General features: G+C 67.3%; 14 protein-coding genes. 7 read left to right on the forward strand and 7 right to left on the reverse strand.

Annotated features, from left to right (window positions below):
* Positions 1-181: 181 nt before the first annotated feature.
* The 3 genes from AB4039_RS35685 to AB4039_RS35695 all read right to left on the reverse strand — a co-directional run bounded on the left by AB4039_RS35685 (position 182) and on the right by AB4039_RS35695 (position 4345).
* Positions 182-1471, reverse strand: a complete 1290-nt coding sequence (locus AB4039_RS35685) for an IS256 family transposase (RefSeq protein WP_442272704.1) — start codon at positions 1469-1471, stop codon at positions 182-184.
* 394 nt (positions 1472-1865) lie between these two features.
* Entirely contained in the window at positions 1866-3593 is a 1728-nt protein-coding gene (locus tag AB4039_RS35690) for a ricin-type beta-trefoil lectin domain protein (protein WP_442272705.1), read from the reverse strand.
* Positions 3594-3850: 257 nt separating this feature from the next.
* Entirely contained in the window at positions 3851-4345 is a 495-nt protein-coding gene (locus tag AB4039_RS35695) for a hypothetical protein (RefSeq protein ID WP_442272706.1), read from the reverse strand.
* 559 nt (positions 4346-4904) lie between these two features.
* Between AB4039_RS35695 and AB4039_RS35700 the strand changes: the two genes are divergently transcribed.
* The 7 genes from AB4039_RS35700 to AB4039_RS35730 all read left to right on the forward strand — a co-directional run bounded on the left by AB4039_RS35700 (position 4905) and on the right by AB4039_RS35730 (position 15521).
* On the forward strand, positions 4905-8879 hold the full coding sequence (locus AB4039_RS35700) for a DddA-like double-stranded DNA deaminase toxin (RefSeq protein WP_442272707.1): 3975 nt from the start codon (positions 4905-4907) through the stop codon (positions 8877-8879).
* Entirely contained in the window at positions 8876-9361 is a 486-nt protein-coding gene (locus AB4039_RS35705) for a hypothetical protein (protein WP_442272708.1), read from the forward strand. The genes AB4039_RS35700 and AB4039_RS35705 overlap by 4 nt, the downstream gene beginning before the upstream one ends.
* Before the next feature lie 406 nt (positions 9362-9767).
* On the forward strand, positions 9768-10610 hold the full coding sequence (locus AB4039_RS35710; protein ID WP_442272709.1) for an IS5 family transposase: 843 nt from the start codon (positions 9768-9770) through the stop codon (positions 10608-10610).
* 423 nt (positions 10611-11033) lie between these two features.
* Positions 11034-12701: a Mu transposase C-terminal domain-containing protein gene (locus AB4039_RS35715; RefSeq protein ID WP_442272717.1), complete on the forward strand. Its 1668-nt coding sequence runs from the start codon at positions 11034-11036 to the stop codon at positions 12699-12701.
* Positions 12698-13447 (forward strand): AAA family ATPase, encoded by a 750-nt coding sequence (locus tag AB4039_RS35720; protein WP_442272710.1) that lies wholly within the window; start codon positions 12698-12700, stop codon positions 13445-13447. Before AB4039_RS35715 ends, AB4039_RS35720 begins: the two co-directional genes overlap by 4 nt.
* A gap of 262 nt (positions 13448-13709) precedes the next feature.
* Positions 13710-14543: a hypothetical protein gene (locus tag AB4039_RS35725; protein ID WP_442272711.1), complete on the forward strand. Its 834-nt coding sequence runs from the start codon at positions 13710-13712 to the stop codon at positions 14541-14543.
* 99 nt (positions 14544-14642) lie between these two features.
* Complete coding sequence (locus tag AB4039_RS35730) at positions 14643-15521, forward strand: SMI1/KNR4 family protein (RefSeq protein WP_442272712.1); 879 nt, start codon at positions 14643-14645, stop codon at positions 15519-15521.
* 105 nt (positions 15522-15626) lie between these two features.
* On the opposite strand, the gene tpg is transcribed toward AB4039_RS35730, so the two are convergent.
* The 4 genes from tpg to AB4039_RS35750 form a co-directional block, all read right to left on the reverse strand.
* Positions 15627-16187 carry a telomere-protecting terminal protein Tpg gene (tpg, locus tag AB4039_RS35735; protein ID WP_442272713.1) on the reverse strand — a complete coding sequence of 187 codons (561 nt, stop codon included), beginning with the start codon at positions 16185-16187 and terminating at the stop codon, positions 15627-15629.
* A 299-nt stretch (positions 16188-16486) separates the two neighbouring features.
* Positions 16487-17662 carry an ATP-binding protein gene (locus tag AB4039_RS35740; RefSeq protein ID WP_442272714.1) on the reverse strand — a complete coding sequence of 392 codons (1176 nt, stop codon included), beginning with the start codon at positions 17660-17662 and terminating at the stop codon, positions 16487-16489.
* Between the two features lie 302 nt (positions 17663-17964).
* Positions 17965-20631 (reverse strand): Helicase associated domain protein, encoded by a 2667-nt coding sequence (locus tag AB4039_RS35745; RefSeq protein WP_442272715.1) that lies wholly within the window; start codon positions 20629-20631, stop codon positions 17965-17967.
* A gap of 56 nt (positions 20632-20687) precedes the next feature.
* On the reverse strand, positions 20688-21338 hold the full coding sequence (locus AB4039_RS35750; RefSeq protein ID WP_442272716.1) for a hypothetical protein: 651 nt from the start codon (positions 21336-21338) through the stop codon (positions 20688-20690).
* Positions 21339-21805 lie beyond the last annotated feature (467 nt).

Genomic DNA, 21805 nt, shown 5'->3' on the forward strand with positions numbered 1-21805 from the left:
TACCACAACGGCCGCACCGAGGGCGTCAATACCCGCACCAAGAGGATCATGCGCCAGATGCACGGCCGCGCTGGATTCGACCTTCTCCGCCACCGCATCCTCATCCCGTAGTGGGAACACAGCGTCACCACCGACTACGGAACAGAGCCAAGTTAACGGTGGTTTTGGTGTTGTTGGGGGTTCAGTGGCGGGCGGCTGAGAGCCGGCCGTCGAAGGTGATGTCGAAGGCGTTCAATGCTGCCTTCCAGCGCTGGGTCCAGCGCTTGCGTCCCTGGCCGGTGGGGTCGAGGCTCATGATGGCCATGTAGACGCACTTGAGGGCGGCCTGCTCGTTCGGGAAGTGCCCACGTGCCCGGACGGCCTTGCGGATCCGTGCGTTCACGGACTCGATCGCGTTCGTCGTGCAGACGATCCGCCGTATCTCGGTGTCGAACTGGAGGAACGGTACGAACTCGGCCCACGCGTTCTCCCACAACCTCACGATCGCGGGATACTTCTGGCCCCATTCTTCCTGGAATTCCAGGAACCGTTCCGTGGCTGCGTCCTCGGTCGGTGCGGTGTAGACGGGCTTGAGTGCCTTCGAGATCTTGTCCCAGTCCTGCCGGGCCGCGTAACGGAACGACGCCCTCAGCAGGTGGACGACACACGTCTGCGTGATCGCCTGCGGCCAGACTGCTCCGATCGCATCGGGCAGGCCCTTCAAGCCGTCACAGACGACCATGCAGACGTCTTCCGTGCCGCGATTTTTGATCTCGGTGAGGACCTGGAGCCAGTACTTGGCACCCTCGCCCCCGTCGCCGGCCCACAAGCCCAAGATCTCGCGAGTTCCCTCGACGGTGACCGCCAGGACCACGTAGACCGGCCTGTTCGCGACCTTCCCGTCCCGCAGAATCACGTGGACACAGTCAATGAACAAAACCGGATAGACCGAGTCCAGGGGCCGGTTCTGCCATTCGTTCATGCCGTCGATCACCTTGTCGGTGATCGTGGAAATCGTCTGCTTGGAGACCTCGGCGCCGTAGACCTCCGCGAGGTGGGCGGAGATCTCGCCGTGGGTCAGGCCGCGGGCGGACAGCGAGAGCACCATCTCGTCGACGCCGGTCAGCCGGCGCTGCCGCTTCCTGACGATCTGCGGCTCGAACGAGCCCTCCCGGTCCCGTGGGACGTCGAGGACGACCGGGCCGACCTCGGTCACCACGGTCTTGGACCGGGTCCCGTTGCGGGTGTTGCCCGAGCCGGCCTTCTCATGCTTCTCGTGCCCGAGGTGGTCGGTGATCTCGCCTTCCAGCGCCGACTCAAGGATCCGCTTCGTCAACTGCTGCAGCAGATCACCCTGGCCCGTCAGCTTGATCCCGTCAGCCTTGGCCCGGTCCACCAGCTGACTGATCAACTGGTCGTCCACAGCCTCCGGCGCCAACCCGGACGGCTGTACTTCCGCCACGGCCTCCGCCGACACGGTCACGTCTGTCATCAGGTGTCACTTCCTGCTCGAAGATCCACCGTTGACCGTACAGACCCTGTCCGGCGGGCGTCGGCTGGTCGAGGTGGTGAGGGCTGTGGTGTTGGTGTGGGCGGCATCGGTGTCCATGGTGGTCGGTGCCGAGGGCGGGATTTGGTGCTGGCGTCGGTGTGGACTGTGACGTGCCCGGTGGCGGCCGCGGGCAGTCGCTGGGATCAGCCACACCCGCCGCCGGACCGGCTCCTGCCGAACGTGCTGCCCCGGTGCGCCAGCAGTACGCTCCCGCCAAGGTTAGGCGAGCACGGCGACCGTTCCTGTTGCCTGCACGCATTTGCGAAAGCGGTGAGGCCGCCCCCGCAAGGTGCTGTCGGAGGCGGCCAGGTGTGCGCTGGAGGGGACGCGGTTGCTACCAGCGCGGAGCGGGCAGTGGTGCGGTGGCGAGGGTGGGGATGGTCCACTTCTGAGGGCTGCTCTGGTTGCAGTCCCACAGTTGCAGCTGGGTGCCGCCTTGCATGTTGGAGGCATCGACGCAGCGCCCTGAGGCGGGGTTGTAGATGCTGCCGTCGGCGCGGGGCAGGAACTGCTGTGCGGGGTGATCGTGGCAGCCGACGATCTGGATGCGGGTTCCGTTGCCGGTGCCGGCATTGGCTGCGTCCATGCACAGGTTCTGATTGCGGATGGTGCCGTCACCGCGGATGGCGAACTGCTGGGCGTCACCGCCGTTGATCTCGTTGCATTCCCAGAGCTGGATGCGTCCGGTGTTGCGGTCGGCGCAGATGTTGGTGCCGTTGGTCAGCTTGATCTTGCCGGTGGAGCCCGGGGCTGTGGGGGCAGCTGCGAAGGGGTAGACGGCGAGGTTGCTGATGCCGCCGGTCAGGCCCTGGTGGTAGAAGTCGGCGGATCCGCGTTCCTTGTAGCGGCCCATGACGAGAGGACCCACCGGTGCGGCACCGAGCGAGGCGGTGTGGTGGCCGGTGCTGGCCAGGGTGCCGTTGACGTACAGGCTCATCAGCCCGGTGGCCGCGTTGTAGGTGGCGGTCACATGCTGCCAGGCATCGGGGGTGTACGTAGCGGCGCTGTTCACGGCCTTGTTGGCCCAGTCGTAGCCGGCGGTGTCGCTGTCGCCGCGGGCTATCGCGAACTGCCACATCTTGGAGTCCGGGTCGGCGAAGATCGCGAAGGAGCTGTTGCGGTTGTTGTCCTGGCTCACGACGGCGCCGCTCGGGCCCGGCTTGATCCACGTTGTGAGGGTGAAGCTGTCGCGGGTGTCGATGACGGACGTGCCCGTGGTGATGGTCGACTGGCGTCCGGCGAACGCGGCGTAGGTCGTGCTACGGCCCTCGATGGTGGCGGTGGGCCAGGTGATGTTCGTGGCGGTGGCCGGGAAGGCCCCGACTTCGCTGGGCACGAGGTTGCCACTCTGGCCGGTCAGCTTCCACTGCGCGGTGGCCACTGAACCTCTGGTCATGTCGATCCAGGGGCCGAGGTCGTCCGTACGCACGGAGAGGGCGCCCGTGCGGGTTTCTGCGGGAGCGGCGCCGAGGCAGCCGCCCTGCCAGGACTTGCTGTTGATTGCGATCAGCTCGTTGGCCGCGTTGAGCAGCGGTCCGCCGGTGTCGCCCTGACAGATGGTGTCGGTGCCCTTGCCAGTGATGGCCAGAGTAGTGGTGTCCGAGGTGTTGACGGTGAAGACGCCACTGTGGGGCTTGCCGGGCACCCAGTCGGATTTCGTCCGGCCGTAGCCCACTGCCGTCAGGTCCGTGCCGGCCGCCGGGACGGACGTACCGATTTTGGCCTTGGTGGCTCCCTTGGCCGGGAGCGAGAGCCGGGCCAGGACCAGGTCCCGGTCCTCGCGCGGTTCGAGCGCGGTCACCGTGAAGGTCTGGCCACCCGCCAGAGCGACGGTGGCCTTCATCCCGGGCTGCCCTGCGGGGACCTGCTGTCCGGCGGTGGTGGCGAAACAGCTGGCAGCGGTAGCTACCCACCATTCGTCAATGAGTACGCCGGTGCACGCGCGGGAGTTCGCCTCGTCGCCGATGGCGAGCTTGACGACGGCGTCCTGCAGGCCCGTGGGCGCCTCGGAGCCAGTGACGGCCTGGGCGGCACCAGCGCTCAGGAAGCCGGCTGCCAGCACGGAGGCAAGCAGGGGCGCAGCCCACGCAGTGCGTGAACTCTTTTCAGACATGATGATCCTTTGAGGTACGCGAAAGAGAAAGCGCAATCGGGCAGGACGGATTTCGCCTTGCCGGTACGGCTTCAGGCCTCGCCTGGAAATCTGAGCACCGAACCACGACGCCAGGACTTGCCCGGTTCAATCGCCCGACGGTTTCAAGCGGTGTACACGGCCCTGCGGCCGAGTTTCGCCTCCCAGTTGGCCCGCAGCCAGACTGCTTAGCCTGCGACGCGGAGTTCAATGAGAGTGGAAACAGTTCCGTTGGCGCCAGCCTCGCCGTATCCGGTGAACCGGTTGGCAGGCGCGTCCAGGGATGTGCTCTTCCCGTCAGCCTCGATGGTGACGTGTACGGGGTCTGCCTTGGTCCAGATTCCGTAGGCAGAGGGAAGCTCAAGCTCGACGTAGGCGGGCTTGGCCTTGATGTCGAAGCAGTAGTAGGCCTGTCCCGCGGTGCTTTCGATTTTGATGTCCTCGGACCCAGTGCAGGGGATGTAGAGGAGGTTGCCGTTACCTCGCTTCAGTATAAGCTGCTGCTTTGTGTCTTCCTTTATCTTCGCTGCATTCGGATATGAGAAGTCCTCGATTGCGTAGGGCATCTCACCTGTGGTTGCGGTGGTCGGCGCGGCCTCTGCGACGCTCAGTACCGTCGTGGTGCCTGCTATGGCAGCCGCCAGGCCCACCAAGAGCAGTTTTCGGACAAAAGATATGGCCATAATGGTCCTTCCGGAAACAGGTGTGAGGGCATGACGGCAGAACCCCCGTTAGATCGAGACAGAGTGAATCACATATCCGCTACTGCCCACTTGGGCGGATCTGTGATCTACCTCTCAGGAGTGTGGGGTTGGTGCGGCGATTTGACATGGGCGACATTTGAAGGTTATTCAGGTGCGTTGTCGTGTCAGGTCGTGCAGGCAAATGCTGCGAGCCTGGTGTGTTGCTTTTTGGTCAAACTTGCTTCAGGTGGCTTGATGTCGACCATCGAGCTGCGGTCTTGGTACGGAATGGAGTCCAAGCCTGGACTTCAGCGGAAGAAGTAGGGTGTGCCCAAATCGGTTCAGGCGGGAATCCTGAATTTTGCGAGCTTTTCTCAAGAGAGTATTTAGGGGGCGTCTTGTGAGACGGTGTATACCCTCCCGGAAATCTGGTCCGGGAGAGTTGAGAAGATTTTCTGCCCACCGCCGTGGCTTACGCGCACTGCTGTCAGCCGGCCTGCTGGCTGGACTGCTCGGAACTACCCCGGCCGCTGGGGCAGCCGAAAATCCTGGCCTGACGATGCAGGAGGCCCGGCCCTACGTTGTCGGCTACTGGCAGACCGGAGGACGTGGCCTCAAGGAGGCAGCCGAGCAGGCGCTGGTCGGCGGGGACGACGCGATCCGCAAGTTCCTTGACGAAGCCGAAGGGATTCAGCACAGCGACAACCGTGTAGAGACCGCACGGCTGGCGATGACCGGCGGCCCCCGCGTACGCGAAGCCGCGGTCGCCGCCCTGCAGAAGACGCCGGCCGAGCTGCAGGACTTCCTCCTCGACGGATACGTCGAGCCGCTGGACACCGACCACAAGGTCGAAATCGCACGACTGGTCCAACTGGGCGGCCCCCGGGTTCGCCAGGCAGGCGAGTCCGCGCTCAAGGGCACCTACGCCGACCGCGAGCAGCTCCTGGCCAAGGAGCAGTACGCCGCCCAGCAGACCGACAACCGGGTCGCAGTGGCCCAGCTGACCAACACCGGAGGCCCGAACGTTCAGGCCGCAGCACGGGCGGCACTGCAGGGCACACCCGAGGACATCGTGGAGTTCCTGGAAGTCGGGCAGCTCACCGCCCGCAACCGCGACCAGGAACACGCGACCATCGCCGAGCTCACCGCACAGGCACAGGCAGCCGGCAAACAGGCAGAAGACGCCACCAAGCTGGCCGAAGAAGCCTCAAAGAAAGCCGTACAGGCATCAAGCCTGGCCAAGGAGGCAGCCAAGAAGGCAGCCGAGGAGACGCAGGCGGCGAAGAACGACGCCAAGAAGGCCTCGGTCAAGGCCGCCCAGGCCGCCGACGCCGCACGCGCCGCGGCCCAAGCAGCGCAGGAAGCCATCGGCTCCGCCAACGCAGCCAACCGCGCCGCACGCAGAGCTGCCCTCGCCGCCGCGCAGACCGCTTCCGCCGCGGCCGCGGCAGCCGACGCGGCGAACACCGCCTACAACGCGGCTGTGGCCGCAGCTGGGGACGCCTCCAAGGCCGAGGACGCCAGGAAGGCAGCCGCCGGAGCACGCGCAGCCTCTCTGTTCGCAACCCAGTCAGCGGTCGCAGCCGAAAGCGCCGGCCGCGCCTCGGCCGCCGCAGCCGTGGCCTCCGACGCAGCCATAGGAGCCTCAGCCAACGCCCTGGCCGCAGCCGACGCCGCCGATGAAGCCAGTGACTATGCCGACGCGGCCGGAGCTCACTCCGCGGAAGCACGCCAGGCCGCCATCGAAGCCCGCCGCCACGCCAACGCGGCCAGCGCCGCTGCCAACCGCTCCGCCGGTTTCGCCCGCCGTGCGGCGAACGCCGCCTACGGTGCGCGAGACGATGCCAATTCCGCTGCAGCGCACGCCAACAAGGCCGCCGACTACGCGGAAGACGCCGCCAACCACGCTGGTGAAGCCGCGAACTACACCGCTCAGGCACAGAAGAACGCAGAAGCAGCCAAGAACGCCGCCGACACCGCGGCCTCAGCCGTAGCCAAAGCCAAGGAAGTCGCCGGCCTCGCCAGAGAAGTCGAAGCCGGCGACCTGGAGACCCGGACACAGGCAGCGATCGAGCGCGCCACAAGCCTGAAGGCAGCAGGCGAAGCCCGGATCTCCGCGTCCGCCTCCCTGCAGGTTCAGGCCCTGTCCCTCAACGACACCGCGACATCCCTGGCCACAGAAGCCTCCCGGCCGGACGCCGACGTCAAGGCGACGGCCGCCAAGGGCCGCCAGCTCGCCATGCAGGCGATGAAGCTCCTCGGGCCCTGGCACCAGGACGCTGCCGCACGCGCCCTTTCCGGTACCGACCTGGACGTCCTGGACTACCTGCGTACCCGCTGGAAAGAGGCCAACCAGAGCGACGTCCGCCAGCGTGTCGTCGACCTCAGCACGACAAGCCCCCACCCCTCCGTCCGCAACGCGGCCACCGAGGCACTGAAGGGCACACCCGAACAGATCGAAGCCTTCCTGAACGAAGGCCGCTTCACCGCCGGGTACACCGAGATGCGGGTCGACGTGGCCCGCTTCACCAACACCGGCGGACCGCACCTCAAGGAATCCGCCCAGAATGCCCTCGCCAACGGCAGCGGCAAAGCCCTCGCAACCTTCCTCCAGACCGGCCAGTACGCCGCCCGCACCGCCGACGAGCGAGTCGCCGCAGCCCAGCTGACCAACATCGGAGGAGCGGAAGCCAAGGCCGCCGCCCGGATCGCCCTCGCGGGAACCCCTGAGAGCCTCCACGAGTTCATCACCACAGGCCAGCACACAGCCCGCCTCAAGGACGATCTGGCCACCAACCACACTGACCAGATCAACCGGCTCCTGGCCGAAGGCGACATCATCGTCGCCAAGGCCCAGCAAAACCGCTGGATCGCAGCCGAAGCCGCAGCCAAGGCCGCCCAGGCAACAGCCGACGCCCAAAAGGCAGCCCAGCAGGCCGCAGACTCCGCACGCCAGGCACAGACCGCAGCCAACGACGCCAAGACCTCCGCCGACAAGGCCGCCAACAGCGCCGCCGACGCACAGAGGTCAGCGGCCACAGCCCGCAGCGCCGCCGACCGAGCCAACCAGGATGCTTCCGACGCCGAGAACTCCGCCGCCCAGGCCGAATTCTCAGCCTCCTACGCCCGCCAGTCCGCCAAGAAGGCCAACGACTCCGCCGAACAAGCTCGCCAGTCAGCCCTCGCCGCCGGTAAAAGCCGCGACGAAGCCAACGCCCTCGCCAAGGACGCCTGGACAGCTGTCCGAACCCTGGTCGAGAAAGAGATAGCCGAGGCGCTCCGCCAGGCAGAGGAGGAACGCAAGCAGCAAGAAGAAGCGAAGCCCAAGCCCAAGCGAATCTGCCGCCCCTTCGCCAGCCGCGAGTCCATGATCCCGATCCTGGCCTGCGCCGCAGACCCGGAACACTCCACGATCGAAGTCGGGCAGAACGACCCCGTCCTCACCGCAGCGGTCTGGGAACTCTCGGGCCTAAATGACATCAAGGCATGCATCAAGGACCCCGGCACAGTGGACTGCATTGTGGCCGGACTCAGCTCCTTGCCCTGGGGCAGGGCCAAGGTCCTCCTCAAAATCGATGACGGCGTCGAAGCCCTCAAGCACATGCGCGCGACCAGGCGCGCGGTCGAATGCCTCACCTCGAATACAGCACACAGCTTCCCCGCCGGCACACGGGTTCTCATGGCCGACGGCACCGGTCGGCCAATTGAGCAGATCCAGGTCGGAGAGTCCGTCACCGCCAGTGATCCCGATACCGGTGAGACCGGGCCTCGCACGGTCACCCGAACGATCCGCACTCCAGACGACCGCAACTTTATCGAGGTCACGCTCGCCGATGGATCATCGATCACCTCTACGGATGGCCATGCGTACTGGGTAGAAAACCGCAAAAACTGGATCGATGCCCGCGACCTGCGGGTCGGCGACGCCCTCCGCACCCCGGTGGGTACGACCATTCAGGTCGCCAGCAGTCGCGCCTGGTCCGGCCTTCAGGGGGCCTACGACCTCACTGTCGACGACCTCCACACGTACTACGTAGCCGCTGGCACCAACAATCTTCTCGTTCATAACACTGACGGCGCTTGCCCCCTTTGGGTTACACAGGCATTCAAGAGGCTTCCCGCATACAACAACGTCGGCGATAAGACTGTCGGCGAAATACGGGATGAGTTCGGATGGGTGATCCCAAAAGCCGATAATGATCAAATTCGCCAGTTGACGAGTGGTGAGCATGATGACCTGTTTCTTGATGCGGATGCGCTGCTCAAATCGTCCGGTCATGACCTGTATCCCGATATGAGGGCTGGTAAGTACAGGATTGCATCCCATGTGGAGGCGAAATATGCAGCCTGGATGAAGAAGAATGGCATTAAGAATGCCAAGGTTGCCATAAATAATAATAATGGCGTCTGTGATGACGTGCAGAACTGCAGTAATGCAATCGAAGCCATCCTGCCTGTAGGTTCAACTATGACGGTGTATTATCCTGGCGCGGGGAGTCCTAAAGTACTCACAGGGAAGAGGACGGCAAAGTGATCCTGGCGGTTCGTCATCGTGGCGAGACTCGGTATCTGCGAAATTTGACGGAGATCGCGCAGTCTATTGATGATGTGCTGGATTTTCGGGTGAGAGGGGAGGGGGATGTTCGCGCGACCTGGCTCTACTTGGAGAAGGAGGGGGATCGAGCCTTCGTTAGCTGTCTAGAGGTCAGCCTGAATCTGCGGAGTGGATATGGCGGCGCCGTTTGGTTTGCGGGTGGTCGAGAAGCTGCGCGGATTGAAGGAGAGACTGGTAGTGATATCGGATACTACTTCTGGGTATCTGATAACGAAATGCCACCCTTGGATGATCCGAAAGTCGTGTCGGATCCACATAATCCCTCATATTTCGATTATCGAGGCGTGCTTCCGGTGCGGGAAATTCGACTTCTTGTAGAAGAGTATTGCGTGTCGGTGGGTGATCGCCCTGCAGGGTTCCGTTGGGTTGTAGGAAATCAGAATGGGACTCGACTGACCTGATCAATCGTCGACGGTTGTGGGTGTGCTGATTCGCCTTACGTGACGAACAGTCAATCGGCCCCGCGAGGAACTTCCCTCGCGGGGCCGTTGTAGCTCTTCTGTTGCCCCGGCTTCTTGCGTCAGAGCCCCCGCTCAGTGCGTTGTGGCAAACCGGATTTCGTTCGAGGCGTGTGGGCGCGGGTGATCGTCTGGACGGAGGTACGGATGCGGCCGTGGGTATGAAAGAACGGGCCCCTTGGTAGTGACGCGGTTACGACACCCAGCACGACCAAGGAAGCCCGTTGCCCGATCAGTTGAGCAGTATCTCTGTGTCTTCGTCCACCGCGGTCACTCCTGGGTGTGACTGCTACGTGCACCGGTTCGGTTCGATGTTCCGGGGCGGCGGGCGGCCTGCTATCCGAGTGACATGACGGATGCGGAGTGGGCCGAGGTCCGTTCAGCGATGCCGGTGCCGGCCTGGCTCCTCAGGCAGGGCGGGCGTCCCGAGGGGTATTGTCACCGCGAAATACTCGATGCGGTGCGCTACCTGGTCGACAATGGTGTGAAGTGGATGGCTCTGCCGGTCGATTTCCCGTACTGGCGGGCGGTTTACGACTTCTTCCGCCGCTGGCGGGCCTACGACTACGTGCGTGAACTGCATGAACGGCTGCGTCGCACGGCCAGGGAACACGAAGGGCGCAACGCCGAGCCATCCGCGGGGATCATCGACAGTCAGTCGGTGGACGCCTCCGAGACCGTCGGTGCGGAAAGTCGCGGATACGACGGCGGGAAATCACGTGACGGGCGCAAGCGTCACATCCTGACCGACACCGAGGGCCTGCTCCTGGAGGTCACCGTGACCACGGCCGATGTGCACGACTCCAAGGCCGCTCCCGCGCTGCTGGAGACGTTCATGGACCAGCCGGGCCGGCTGCTGAAACTGGTGTGGGTCGACAGCGCCTACCAGGGCCCGGCCCTGGCCAAGGCGTTCGCCCGGCACGGAGTGCGGATCGAGGTCGTGCGCCGATCCGACGGACACCGCGGATTTGTCGTGCTGGCCCGCAGGTGGGTGGTGGAGCGCACGCTGAGCTGGCTCTCCCGCTCACGCCGCCTCAACCGCGACCACGAACGCCGCCTCGACCACCACGCCCAGATGGTGTGGTGGGCCGCTGTGATCAGGCTGTCCCGGCGCCTGGCCGCGGACGCTCCGCGCTGGCCGGAGAAGCGTGCGAATCTGCGGTTCGTTGTCACTGCGGGAGCAGCGATGTGACACTGGCGTCGGTGTGTCGTTTGTGCTGGTGCACGCCTTGGTTCGGTTGTGGTGGTGACAGGTTGCCGCGTTTGTAGTGGTGACAGGCCGTGACGTTCTTGCAGGCCAGCTTGGTGCAGATTCCCAAGCTGCTGGCCGGGCTGWGAGCCGGCGATCGGGCTCGGTAGCGGCGGGGTTCGTCGCCCGGGCGTCTTGGAGCCTGCCCGGGGGTTTCGCGCCTTACCCAATGAGGTCGCCTGGTGTCCGGGGAATGCGGATTGCGGTGACACCGCAACGCAGACCGGGGCTTCATGAAGGCTAAGACCGCTGACACCGGTCGTGGAGACGGCCCGATAGGCGGGAGGCTGTATGGGTGGGAGCAGCGTGCCGGAAGACCATGGTCCCGGTCGAGTTGTGCCGCTGGTGTTGGCGCGCCGTCAGGCGGTGTCGCGGCTGCTGGTGCTGGAGGCCCGGGGTGAGCTCCGCACGGAGCATGCCCGTCTGGTGGCGTCCGGGGCCGGGGTGTCGTTGCGGACGGTGTGGCGGTGGCTGGCCGTGGCCCGCGAGGAGGGCCGTACTGGGGTGCGGGAGCGGGAGCGGTTCACGATCACGCCGGAGGTCCATGCACGTCTGGCACGCTGGTGCGGGAACGCGGCGGCGGTGCACCGGGAGTTGCTGGCCGAGGCGTACGCCGTATCGGGATCGGAGGGGGACGCCGCGCGCCGGGTGGCGGGTGTGCCGTCGTTGGCGACGCTGCACCGTGCGGTCCGCAGGGAACTGAATCCGGGGCAGAGGGCGGCTTTGTCGGGCGGGGAACGGGCGAGGCGACGGAGCGATGTCCACCTGCGCAGGCCGCAGACGTGGCGCAACGCGTGCTGGGAAGGAGACCACAAGCACGTCCCGGTCGAGGTCGATCTGGACGGCGAGCTGGTCTTCCCGTGGGTGACCTGGTTCATCGACTGCGCCACGAACGCGATCACCGGAGCCGCGGTCACCCCGCACCAGCCGTCCCGGGACGCGATCCTGGCCGCGCTCAGGATCGCGCTGTCCCGTGACGGCGACGGCCCGTACGGGCCGATCGGTGGCCTGCCCACGCTGGTACGGATCGACCGTGGGCAGGACTTCCTCTCCCGCACCGTTACCTCCGCGCTCGCGACGTTCGCTGTCCCCGTCTACCCCGTGGAGGCCTACCAGCCGCACCTGAAGGGCACGGTGGAGAACCTCAACCGGTGCGCGCAGCGCATGCTGTTCGCCTCACTGCCCCGCTACACCCACCAGCCCACGGACACGCCGCGTCCCCGGGACCGCTCCAAGGACACGACCCGGCCGCTGGCGTTCACCGCGTTCGTCGAGATCCTGCTGGACTGGGTGGCCTGGTGGAACACCGAGCACACCTCCCAGGCGCTGGACGGCCAGACACCGCTGGCGGCATGGCAGGGCGACCCGACACCGGTCCAGGAAGCCGATCCCGCCCTGCTGTGGGCATTCACCCTGGAAGGCGACGGCCGGGTACGCGCGCTCACCACCAGCGGGGTGCGCTGGCGCAACCGCTACTACGTCGGCGACTGGATGACCGGACTGGCCGGTGCCGGGCTACGCGTACGCGTACGGCATGTCCCGCACCACGATCACGAGATCGAGGTCTTCGACGCGGTCACGGACGCCTACCTGGGACCGGCCTACCTGGCCGACGCAGCCACCCCGGAGCAGCGCGCCGCGCTGCGCCGTACCCGGGACGCGGAGAAGCGCCGCCTGACGCGCGCCCTGACGGCGGCGAGCCGACGCCGCCGAGAGCGCTACGCGGCGGTCACGCGGGCCGAGGAGCCGAAGAGGCTGGGGTCGCTCACCGAGGTGGAGGCGGGTCTGGAGCTGGCGGCCGGGGACCGCGGGGACCTGGCGGAGCTGGCGTTACCGGATCTGATCCCGCCGGCCGCGCCTCCCTCTCACTGGCGGACCCCGCCCTCCCTGGCTGCCCGCACCCGGCCGCGGCCGTTACCCCCGCCCGCGCCTGACGACGGTGAGCCGGCCGGAGCTGGTGAGCCTGCGGCCGGCCGGGAAGCCGACACCCTCACTGGTGAGGGTGACCAGGGACCTGGCGGTGATGTCCGGTGACCGCGCCCACCTACCAGTACGTTGATCTGCCGGGTGCTTCCATCGTGTCGACGAAGGCGCTCCTGACGGCCCGGGAGAACATCAAGGACACCGTGGCCGCGCGGGCGATGATGTGCATCCACGGTGACGCCGGCTTCGGGAAGACCCTCGCGGTCAACACCTGCCTGCGCGAGTTGGAGTCCGAGGACGGCGAGGAGGTGTGCCGGGTCATGTTCCGGGCCCGTCCCACCGCCCGCGCGGTGCGCTACGAGCTGTTCGACGCGCTCGGCCTGCACGGCGAGCCTCCCCGACACCCCAGCGAGTTCGACCGTCTCCTGAAGACGGTCCTCGCCGAGCGGCCCCGCACGTTCCTTGTGGACGAGGCCCAGTGGCTCAACGGGGAGGCCTTCGAGTACTTCCGCTACCTCTGGGACGAGCCCGCCACCCGCATCGCGATCGTCTTCGTCGGCGGCGCCGGCGCCCACACGGTCCTGCGCCGCGAGCCGATGCTCTCCTCCCGGATCTTCATCTGGCAGCGGTTCATCCGCCTCTCCCGCGCCGAGGTCCTGGAGACCGTCCCCCTCTTCCACCCCGTCTGGGAGGACGCCTCCCCGGCCGACATCCGCTACGCCGACGAGCGGGCCGCACACGGCAACTTCCGTGCCTGGGCACAGCTGACCGCCCACGTGCGGACCGGAATGGAGCGCATGGACTGTCCGCGCCCGGACCGCAAACTGCTCCGCTGGGCCTTCAGCCGCCTCGCATGAACCCACCCACCACCATCCAGCCGGCCTGGCGCTCGTCCTCGACTCCGGGGACGACGCCGCCTTCACGCACAGCGCCCTCGCCGCCCACCACCCCGCAGCCGGCCGGATCACCCTCCACCCCGGCCCCGGCACGACGAGCGATACCGCCCTGGCCCACGACCTGCTCCTGGCTCTGGGCAAACCCGTACACATCCCCGGCCGGTTCCCCCATGGCCGCCCTCCGCTGTGGGAGGCGGCCGCCGCGTGGACGACCGCACTGGCGGTGACCCGCCTGACCGTCCTGCGCGCCCACCTCCTCGACGAGCGCCGTCTCCAGCGCATCCTCACCCTGTGGCGGCAGACCGCAATCCACCTCACCCTCGTCGTCCACCGCCCCCGCCTGACCGCCGCCCTCGACCGCGCTCTCGCCGACCTGCCCCATACCCGTACCACCACCCTGGCCGCAGCCCGCGCCCTCTACGGCGACGAACCTGCACCCCCAACCGACGCCAGGCCGCCTGCCGCGGCCGCGGTCGGTCCCTGTGCGGAGCCGGGATGCTGGCTCACGCTGTCTTCCCTGGACCGGCTCGTCTCCTACGACAGCCCCAGCCCGTGCACAGGCCCCTGCAGTCCCGGCCTGATCGACTGGAAACACCGGCCCGCCCCCACACCCCTCACCCCCGCCCAAGCCCTGGAAGCCGCCCGCCGGATCCACGCCATGACCGCCCACCCGCAACTGGCTGCGGCGTTGGCCGCCACCTTGTTCACCGGCGCCTCCTTCCAGCAGCTGACCACCGCTCGAAGCGACGACTTCCACGACAACCCAGCCCTGCTCGCCCTCCACGACCCAACCCGCTTCACCGACGGCTGCGCCACCCACCCTGTCCCGCCCTGGGCCGCCGTCTTCCCGCGCGCCGCCGCCCGCTATGCCCACCTGACCGGGACCGCCCACCTGCTGGCCGGGCCGGGGGAGCGCCCGGCCGTCCTGCGCCTGGCCGAGACGGCCAGGCTGCGCCCGCCCCAGCCGCCCGCAGCGCCCACGATCAAGGGCAACAACGGTGGGCGAGCCCTTGTGGTGTGGGACTGGCGCGAAGTACGTGAAGCACACGGGTATTAGCCGTTGCCAGCGCGGTGAGGTTGACCATTCCATCTGGCCAGCCAGGTGCAATGGTCGCCGACTGCTCTCTTCGCGCGGGGCTCTGCCTATGCTGCGTTCATGGGTGATTCGAAGACAGCGGGGACCGCCTGCGACCGCCTGGTCCAGTTGGTGGCGCCGCCGTCCGGACCCGTGGACGCCCGCGGGAACTGGGCCACTGCGGAGACCGTCATCGGCACCCGGCTGCCCGACGACTACAAACGACTCGTCGAGACCTACGGTTGGGGAGAGTTCTGCGACCTCCTCTACCTCCGGACGCCATTCGCGACCAGCGAGCACAACGGCATCGAGTGGCAGAGCGCCCACCCCACCGAATCTCCCGAACAGGACCAGGAGAGCTACCCGCATCCGCTACACCCGGCGCCTGGCGCGTTGCTGATCTGGGGCACCACCATGGACGCCGACCGGCTGTGCTGGCTCACCCTTGGATCCCCCGCGGACTGGCCCGTCGTGGTGTGGAGCAGCGAGGGCTGGTACGAGACCCATCCCATGGGAGTGGCCGCGTTCATCGAAGGATGGGTCGGCGGGCAGGTCAGCTCTAACCTGCTAGGGAACATGGAGCCGGACCTGGCACCGTGGTTCAACGCCTTCCGCCCCCGTATCCACCGGTGCCTGCGCCTGTCCGAGGGCCCCACGGCCCACCCCGAGCGTCTGCGGCTGCTGCGCGAGGTAATGGCTCCCACTACAGACCGGGGCTCATGGCGGTCGGAGGACAATGCGACGGGGCAGGACCACTTCGCGACCGTCGATACCGACTGGCTGCTCACCTACGACGCGTCCTGCCCTCACCAGATCCGGATCGACTTCCCACCCCAAGACAGCGAACAGGTGCGCCGGCGCCTCTTCGCCGCTGTCCAAGCCATGGGGTGCGAGGTCCTTCAGACCACGACGGAGGCCGGAACACCCCTGCCCACCTGGAACGCGGCCACGGACGATTAGCCCGGGCTGGAAGGCCTCACCGTGAGCACGCACATGGCCAGCTGAACCGCTCACTGTGCTGAAGCGCCGAGTCGCGGGTGAGCGCCACCATGGCCGTCGTTTCGCTCACTGGAGGGCGAACTCGATGAAGTCGATGTCCTTGAGGGTGACGTGGAGACCGTGGGCACGGTGACCGGCCTCGCGGAAGTACAGGTGTCCCAGCGCACGGCCGAGGATCAGCTCGTGCTGCTCCTCGCTGACATCGGCGTCCAGGGCCGCGAAGATCTGCTGCGTCACCGCCCCGTTCAGGCGCCCCGTGACACGCCGCAACCGCGGATCATCCGAGCTGCCGCCACCGGCTTTGAACCCGAACCGGGCCCGGGTATGGACAACCACACCGCCCGCCTCAGCTGCAGCCCGCCGGCGGGCACGGATCAGCGGCTGCCAGCGGGCCCGCACGAGTTCCGCGATCCTCTGCTCGTGACCCGGGTTCGGGCGTCCTTGGCTTCCAGCCTTGGGGGTCACCCAGCGCTGGACGGTCCGCTGGGACACGCCCAGGACGGCGGCGACCTGGCGGGTGGAGCCCCGCTCCCACCGCAGCAACGCCTTCAGCTGATCCGCCGTCGTCACCGGTACCGGCCGCGTGTACAGGAGCCGCTCCAGCCCGTCACCTATCGCCCGCACCATCCCACCCGCCCCCTCTGGCACAGCATCCCGAGACCCAGCAGGTCCACGATTCCTACGACCGGGGGGGCGTCGCGGCCGTATCTGGCATACCGCTGACGCCGCGATCCCCGTTGAGGTAAAGAGCCTGTCCAGCCCCGTCCGAAGCCGTACGACGTGGTCCCCGCCCGGTACGACGTCCGACCGCTGCAGATCCTGGGCGCGGGCCTTGATGCCAACCCGAAGGCCAGGGCTTCTCCTCGTGTCCACCCTGTTAGGCCCTTTGCTCCCGAGCTGGAGGCCCTTCGTCGCTCCTTCGCTTGTCAGGCAGAGAAGCTGAGGATGCGGCGGACGATGGCCGCGGCTTCGTCCGGGTGGTGCTCTAGCCAGTCGGTTAGGTGCTCGCGGACGACCTCTTGGACGTAGGCGTCCGCCTCGCGATTGCTGAGCTTGGTTCGGGTGGAGCCTTCGAAGACAGGATGAGCGAGTTTTACGGAGATGACCGCGGTAAGGCCCTCGAAGATGGATTCGGCGGTGATGTCTTCGTCATCTGCGGCGATCTGCCGCTGACGGCGCGCGCAATCGTTGACGATGTCCGTGAGCGCGGTACGGAAGCCCTGTTCGTGGGCGCCGCCTTCATGAGTGCGGGTGCTGTTCGCGAAGGAGTGGATCCCTCCCGTGGACCAGGTGTTCCACTGCATGGCGGCCTGCACGGAGATCGTCTCGTCCTGGTTCTCCGACTCGAAGGCGATGGCGGGGGAGTGGACGAGGCTCGGGGGGTAGGGGTTGAGGTGGGCGACGTAGGCCCGTAGGCCGTCCGTGTGGTGGTAGCGGACGGGACGCTCTGGACGCTCGTCGGTGAGTGAGATGGCCAGGCCTCCATTGAGGAAGGCCAGTTCCTGGAGGCGCTGCGACAGCGTGGCGAACGAGTACCGGGTGGTCTCGAAGATGTCGGCGTCGGGCAGGAACGCGATCGTGGTTCCGTGTTCGCCCGTCTCCTCGTTCCTCGTCAAGGGAGTGAGCGGGGTGCCCTTCTCGTACTCCTGGGTCCAACGGTGACCGTCTCGGTGGACCTCGACCGTGAGCCGGCTCGACAGCGCGTTGACCACGCACAGGCCCATACCGCTGATGCCGCCGCAGACCCCGTAGCCGCTGTGGGGCTTGGAGCCGAAGGACAGCTCCGTCAGCTCGCGTTCGACGGCCGACATGCCCGTGGTCTTCTCCACCTCGACCGGCAGGCCCCGCCCGTTGTCGGCGACGCGAACGCCGCCGTCCGCGGTGATCGTGACGTCTATGGTGTCGGCGTGGCCGGCAAGGTGCTCGTCGACGGCGTACGTGACGACCTCGAACACCATCTGGTGCAGGCCGCGCTCGCCGACCGAGCCGATGTACATGCCGGGGCGCCTGCGTATCGCCTCGCGGCTCTCGAGTACCTGGATGTGACTGCTGGTGTACTCGTGCACGTGCGCGGGCTGACTGGGGTTGCCGGTCTCGGTCATGAAGCACCCTCCCTGGGCAGTCCTGAGCATGTTGGTGAGCGCATGCCGCCGAAGCAGCCGAAGCTGCCTCCATGCCGTCACCGGTGCATGCCCATCCTAGGTATCTGGAGGTAAATGCGCAGGTCAGACCCTATGTGATGAGGTCCCAGGTGGTCGCGTCCACGGCTTTGCCGAGGCCACCGTTCTGGAGGGCCGCTGCTGGGAGCGGAGCAGCGCGAAGGTCCCGCCGGAGGCGCGCGGGGGGCGTTCTCGGCTGGGCCTGAGGTGACTTTCCCGCGTATTTTCCGGCAGGGTGCGTCTCGCTACTGCGCCCAGTGGATGTGGAGCTCTGCGAGGGCGGTGAGCTGGGCGGCGTCGAGCTTGTCCCGCCGGGCCTTGGTGTTGGAGACCCAGACACCCAGCTTCACGACGGCCGGTTCCGTCTCGCCGCCGAGCGTGATGGTCTCGCTGTGGCCGCGAGGCACGGGCCGGCCGGCGCCTTCCCGCTCCACCCACTGCGCCAGGGCCGCCAGGCCGCGCTGGAACGCCTGCTGGGCCTTGGACGGACCCTTCGCCGTAGACCGCGGCGCCGGCGTGGGAGAGGGCGTCTGAACGGGCTGTACGCCGAGCTTGGTCAGCCGTTCCTGCTGCTCGGGAAGCAGCCGCGCCCAGGTGGCCGGCTGCTTCTGCTGCTGGAGCCACTTGCCGACGTCGTCGCCGTCGAAGACGACGCCTGGAGCGATGTGGGGCAGGACGCCGTCGGCGTCGACCAGGTCGGCGAGCACGCGGTAGTGCCGCTGCCAGTCCAGCGGCCAGGGGCAGTCCCAGTCCTTGTCGATCGCGGTCAGCTGCGCCGAGCGGGTCGTCGCGGTGTCCTCGTTCTTGCCGAGACCGTTCTTGGCGCCCTTGCGGCGGAGGTTGGCCATGTGCTGCCCGATGGGCACCATCGCCTCGCCCTCGCCCCAGAGCGCGTCCTGACGCGGCGCGAGGTGCCCGGTGGCCCGCCGGTAGGACCGGAGCGCGGCGAGCTTGGCCTCCCATGCCTCCTCGCCGGGTTCCCAGACCATTCCGGCTTCCGGGGTGTCCAGCAGGGTTTTGCGCCGCTCCTCCAGCTCCCCGGCGCGCAGGGCCTTGCGCTGCTGGTGGACCCACCGGCCGAGGGGGAAGTCCTTGGTGACGCCGACCTCGACCGCGACGTCGTAGGGCACGGCGTGGACGCCGGTGATCTCGTTCTCGGCCCGCCAGCGGAGCAGTGCCTGGTAGCCCTCCAGCCACACCAGCGACTCGGGCCGGTAGACCCGGGTCCGCAAGAACGCGGCGATGGTGGCCGCATCACGCGGGCTGGAGAAGTGGAGCAGGGCGGCTTCGGCGGCCTGCGTGTCGTCGTTCTCCTGGCCGTCGCCGTCGCCGTCGGCCCCGACGATCTGCCCCTCCTTGTCGCGCTGGACGTGAATCTTGCGCTTGCCGCTGGTGAGTGCGCGGGAGGCGAGTTGTTCGACGAGGCGTTCGTCATGACTGCGGAGCCCCTGGAGGACCGCTACAAGGGGGCGGAACGAGGCGCTGGCGACCATGTCGTTCGGGACCTCGCCGGGCTCCAGGAACACGGGCACGATGATCCTGGCGACCTTGGTGGAGCCGTCCTTGTTGAGGCGGAGTGCCCGGCCGATGTTCTGGACGATCTCGACTTGAGAGCCGCGGGTGTCGGCGAAGCAGACGGCTTCGACTCCGCGCTCGCCGGTGATGTCGACGCCTTCCCCGAGCACGCGGACGCTGGCGAGGAAGGCGCGGTGTACCCGGCGCCCGGCCGCGTCGATGCCGTTGGCGAACTGGCGCAGTACTTCGCGCCGCTCGGAGACGAGGTGGTCGCCGCACAGCCATGCCGACCAGACGCGATCCGGGGGTACGTGGCGGCTGGCCTCCAGCTCGTAGAACTCGGCGTCGATCGAGGACTTCGGCAGCTTGCCGGCGGCGGCCAGGTCGGCGTCGGACGCGTCGTTCATGTACAGCGCGGCGGCGGTCTCGGGGATCTTGTCCGCGAACGCGCGGGCTTCCTCGACCTTCTGGTGGAACGTCATGACCGTACGCAGGTTGTACGCCGCCGCGTGCTCCAGAAGTGCAGTCTGCAGGAGCGCCAGGCGCCGGCCCCGCCGCGCCTCCTCCGACTCCCCGAGGACCGGCGAGGGGTCGCGGATCTCCAGCACGTCGATCTCGAACCCGGCGAGGATCTCCCGCTCGATCGCCTCGCTCAGACTAAGCTCTGCTAGCCAGGCCCCGTACGTGCCCTCCGGGTCATCTGCCATGGACGCGATCTCCGCCTCCTGGCCGCTGCTTTTCTGCGGGCGGGCCGCGGCGAGGATGCGGGGGGTGGCGGTCAGGTAGAGGCGGAAGTCCGCGGGGATCCGCTGGTTGTCGTGGATCGCCGCCCACGGCCGCCCAAGATCACCGGCGGTGCCGTGCGCCTCATCCACGATCGCGAGGTCGAACGGGGCCATCTGCTGCCCGTACAGCCGCTCTCCGCCCGCCAGAGCGGCCTCCAGCGGGCCGCGAACCTTGCGCTGCTCCTCGGGTCCTTCGGGGTCCTCGCGGTCGACGAGGGAGGCGTACGTGGCGAGCACAACGACTGGGCCGGAGCTGGCCCACAGGGAGAGCTGGATCGGGTTGGTCGTGGTGCGCACCGCGAGCTCGTTCAGCACGGGGTCGTTCTCCAGCGAGCACACGGCGACCATCGGGGTGCGGTGGCCGACGAGCCGCCATGCTTGTGCGGTCTGGGCGAGGAGGTCCAGGGTCGGGACGGTGACGAGGATCCGGCCAGCGGGGAAGCATTCCAGGGCGCTCGCAGCGGCCGTGATGGTCTTCCCGGAGCCGGTCGCAGACACGATTGTGCCCCGGGCACCCTGCGGGGGAACGAATGACTTTGCAGGGAATCCCACCCATTTTCGGAAAGCCGACTTTTGGTCGACCTGATGTTCCCTGAGTGTGACCCTGTGCATTTCTGGTTCCTTTTCTTGTGGGGTCGGGTCAGGTGGTGAGGGTCATCTTGGGGCCGTTATGTGTCGAGCCCCCTCAGCCCCCAGGCATCGAGTCCTGCGTAGATCGTGGCGGTCCGGCATTGAGGTGCATTCATGACTTCGGCTTCGCCGCGGTAGACGGCGATAAGGGAGTTGGAGCCGCGCCACCAGGTGTCCGCGAGTCCGGCGACTGCCGGCACAGGCTCGAAGCCGTGGAGGTCGAGTCCGTCCACCTCGTCACCCGTCAGCGTGGTGGTGGTGCGTGCACACCTGCGGGCGCGATCGGCCAGAGCGAGGGCCTCCACCCACCCTTCGATGCTGGCGTGCAGAGGCGTCCAGGTGCCAGCATGGAGACCGAACTCTCCGTTCGGCCCGATCATGAAGGCATAAGGGAGAGCGGTGCGCTGGTCCCCCGCTCCGAAGTGCCAGTCAGGGGCAGGTCCCTCAGGTACGTCCCCGCTCAGTGTCCGCGGGCCGCCGTCGTAGTGCGGAGAGGGGGGAAGGGCGAGGCCGCCCCAGGCCGCCTCGTAGGCGACTACGCGGTCGATCTGAGCTGAGGGGATCCCGTGCTCTGCCCATCGGCTCCGGAGCTGCTCCAGGTCGCTGCGGCCGGTCCAGTAACCGTGGACGCCGACGAAATATTTTGCGTCTCGTGTGAGACCTTCAGGGATTTCCTTGTCGATCGACACTTTCCGACCTCTCAACGCAACTCCGGCTGTCTCCTATTTCTGCTAATGGTACATGCTGCATCATTCTGATGCAGCCGCTATGCTGGAACCAAACACGAACGAGCGACCCTCCCCTTCTTGGCCAGCCGGGCCCGCGTAGTGGGCCCGAAGGGGACTGGAGGCGCAGCCGGAAGGCCGCGTCAGGGGATGGGGGAGCGCAACGGACCCAGCCAGCCCGGCCGCGTAGCGGCCTGATTGTTGGAGGTGAATCCGGAAGGATCGGGGGTGGGAGCGAAGCGGACACCCCCAACAGGCCAAAGGCTGGGATCCCGTGAAACGGGGTCACCTGCCGTGCGAAGCGTGGGTCCCTCTAGGGGCTGCGCAGCTGCCCCGTCGAGAGTGGAGCGCAGCGGAACTCGAGCAGTCCGAAGCGAAGCGGAGGACTCCGGCCCGAAGGGCCGGCCATGGCTCGGAGCGAAGCGCAGAGC

The organism is Streptomyces sp. M-16, assembly GCF_052114405.1.
Taxonomy (GTDB): domain Bacteria; phylum Actinomycetota; class Actinomycetes; order Streptomycetales; family Streptomycetaceae; genus Streptomyces.

Excerpts from the sequence above, each read along its gene's own strand:
- AB4039_RS35740 (WP_442272714.1), bottom strand. The coding sequence starts at position 17,662 with ATGACCGAGACCGGCAACCCCAGTCAGCCCGCGCACGTGCACGAGTAC.
- AB4039_RS35685 (WP_442272704.1), bottom strand. The coding sequence starts at position 1,471 with ATGACAGACGTGACCGTGTCGGCGGAGGCCGTGGCGGAAGTACAGCCG.
- AB4039_RS35695 (WP_442272706.1), bottom strand. The coding sequence starts at position 4,345 with ATGGCCATATCTTTTGTCCGAAAACTGCTCTTGGTGGGCCTGGCGGCT.
- AB4039_RS35710 (WP_442272709.1), top strand. The coding sequence starts at position 9,768 with ATGACGGATGCGGAGTGGGCCGAGGTCCGTTCAGCGATGCCGGTGCCG.
- AB4039_RS35745 (WP_442272715.1), bottom strand. The coding sequence starts at position 20,631 with ATGCACAGGGTCACACTCAGGGAACATCAGGTCGACCAAAAGTCGGCT.
- tpg (WP_442272713.1), bottom strand. The coding sequence starts at position 16,187 with ATGGTGCGGGCGATAGGTGACGGGCTGGAGCGGCTCCTGTACACGCGG.
- AB4039_RS35730 (WP_442272712.1), top strand. The coding sequence starts at position 14,643 with ATGGGTGATTCGAAGACAGCGGGGACCGCCTGCGACCGCCTGGTCCAG.
- AB4039_RS35700 (WP_442272707.1), top strand. The coding sequence starts at position 4,905 with ATGCAGGAGGCCCGGCCCTACGTTGTCGGCTACTGGCAGACCGGAGGA.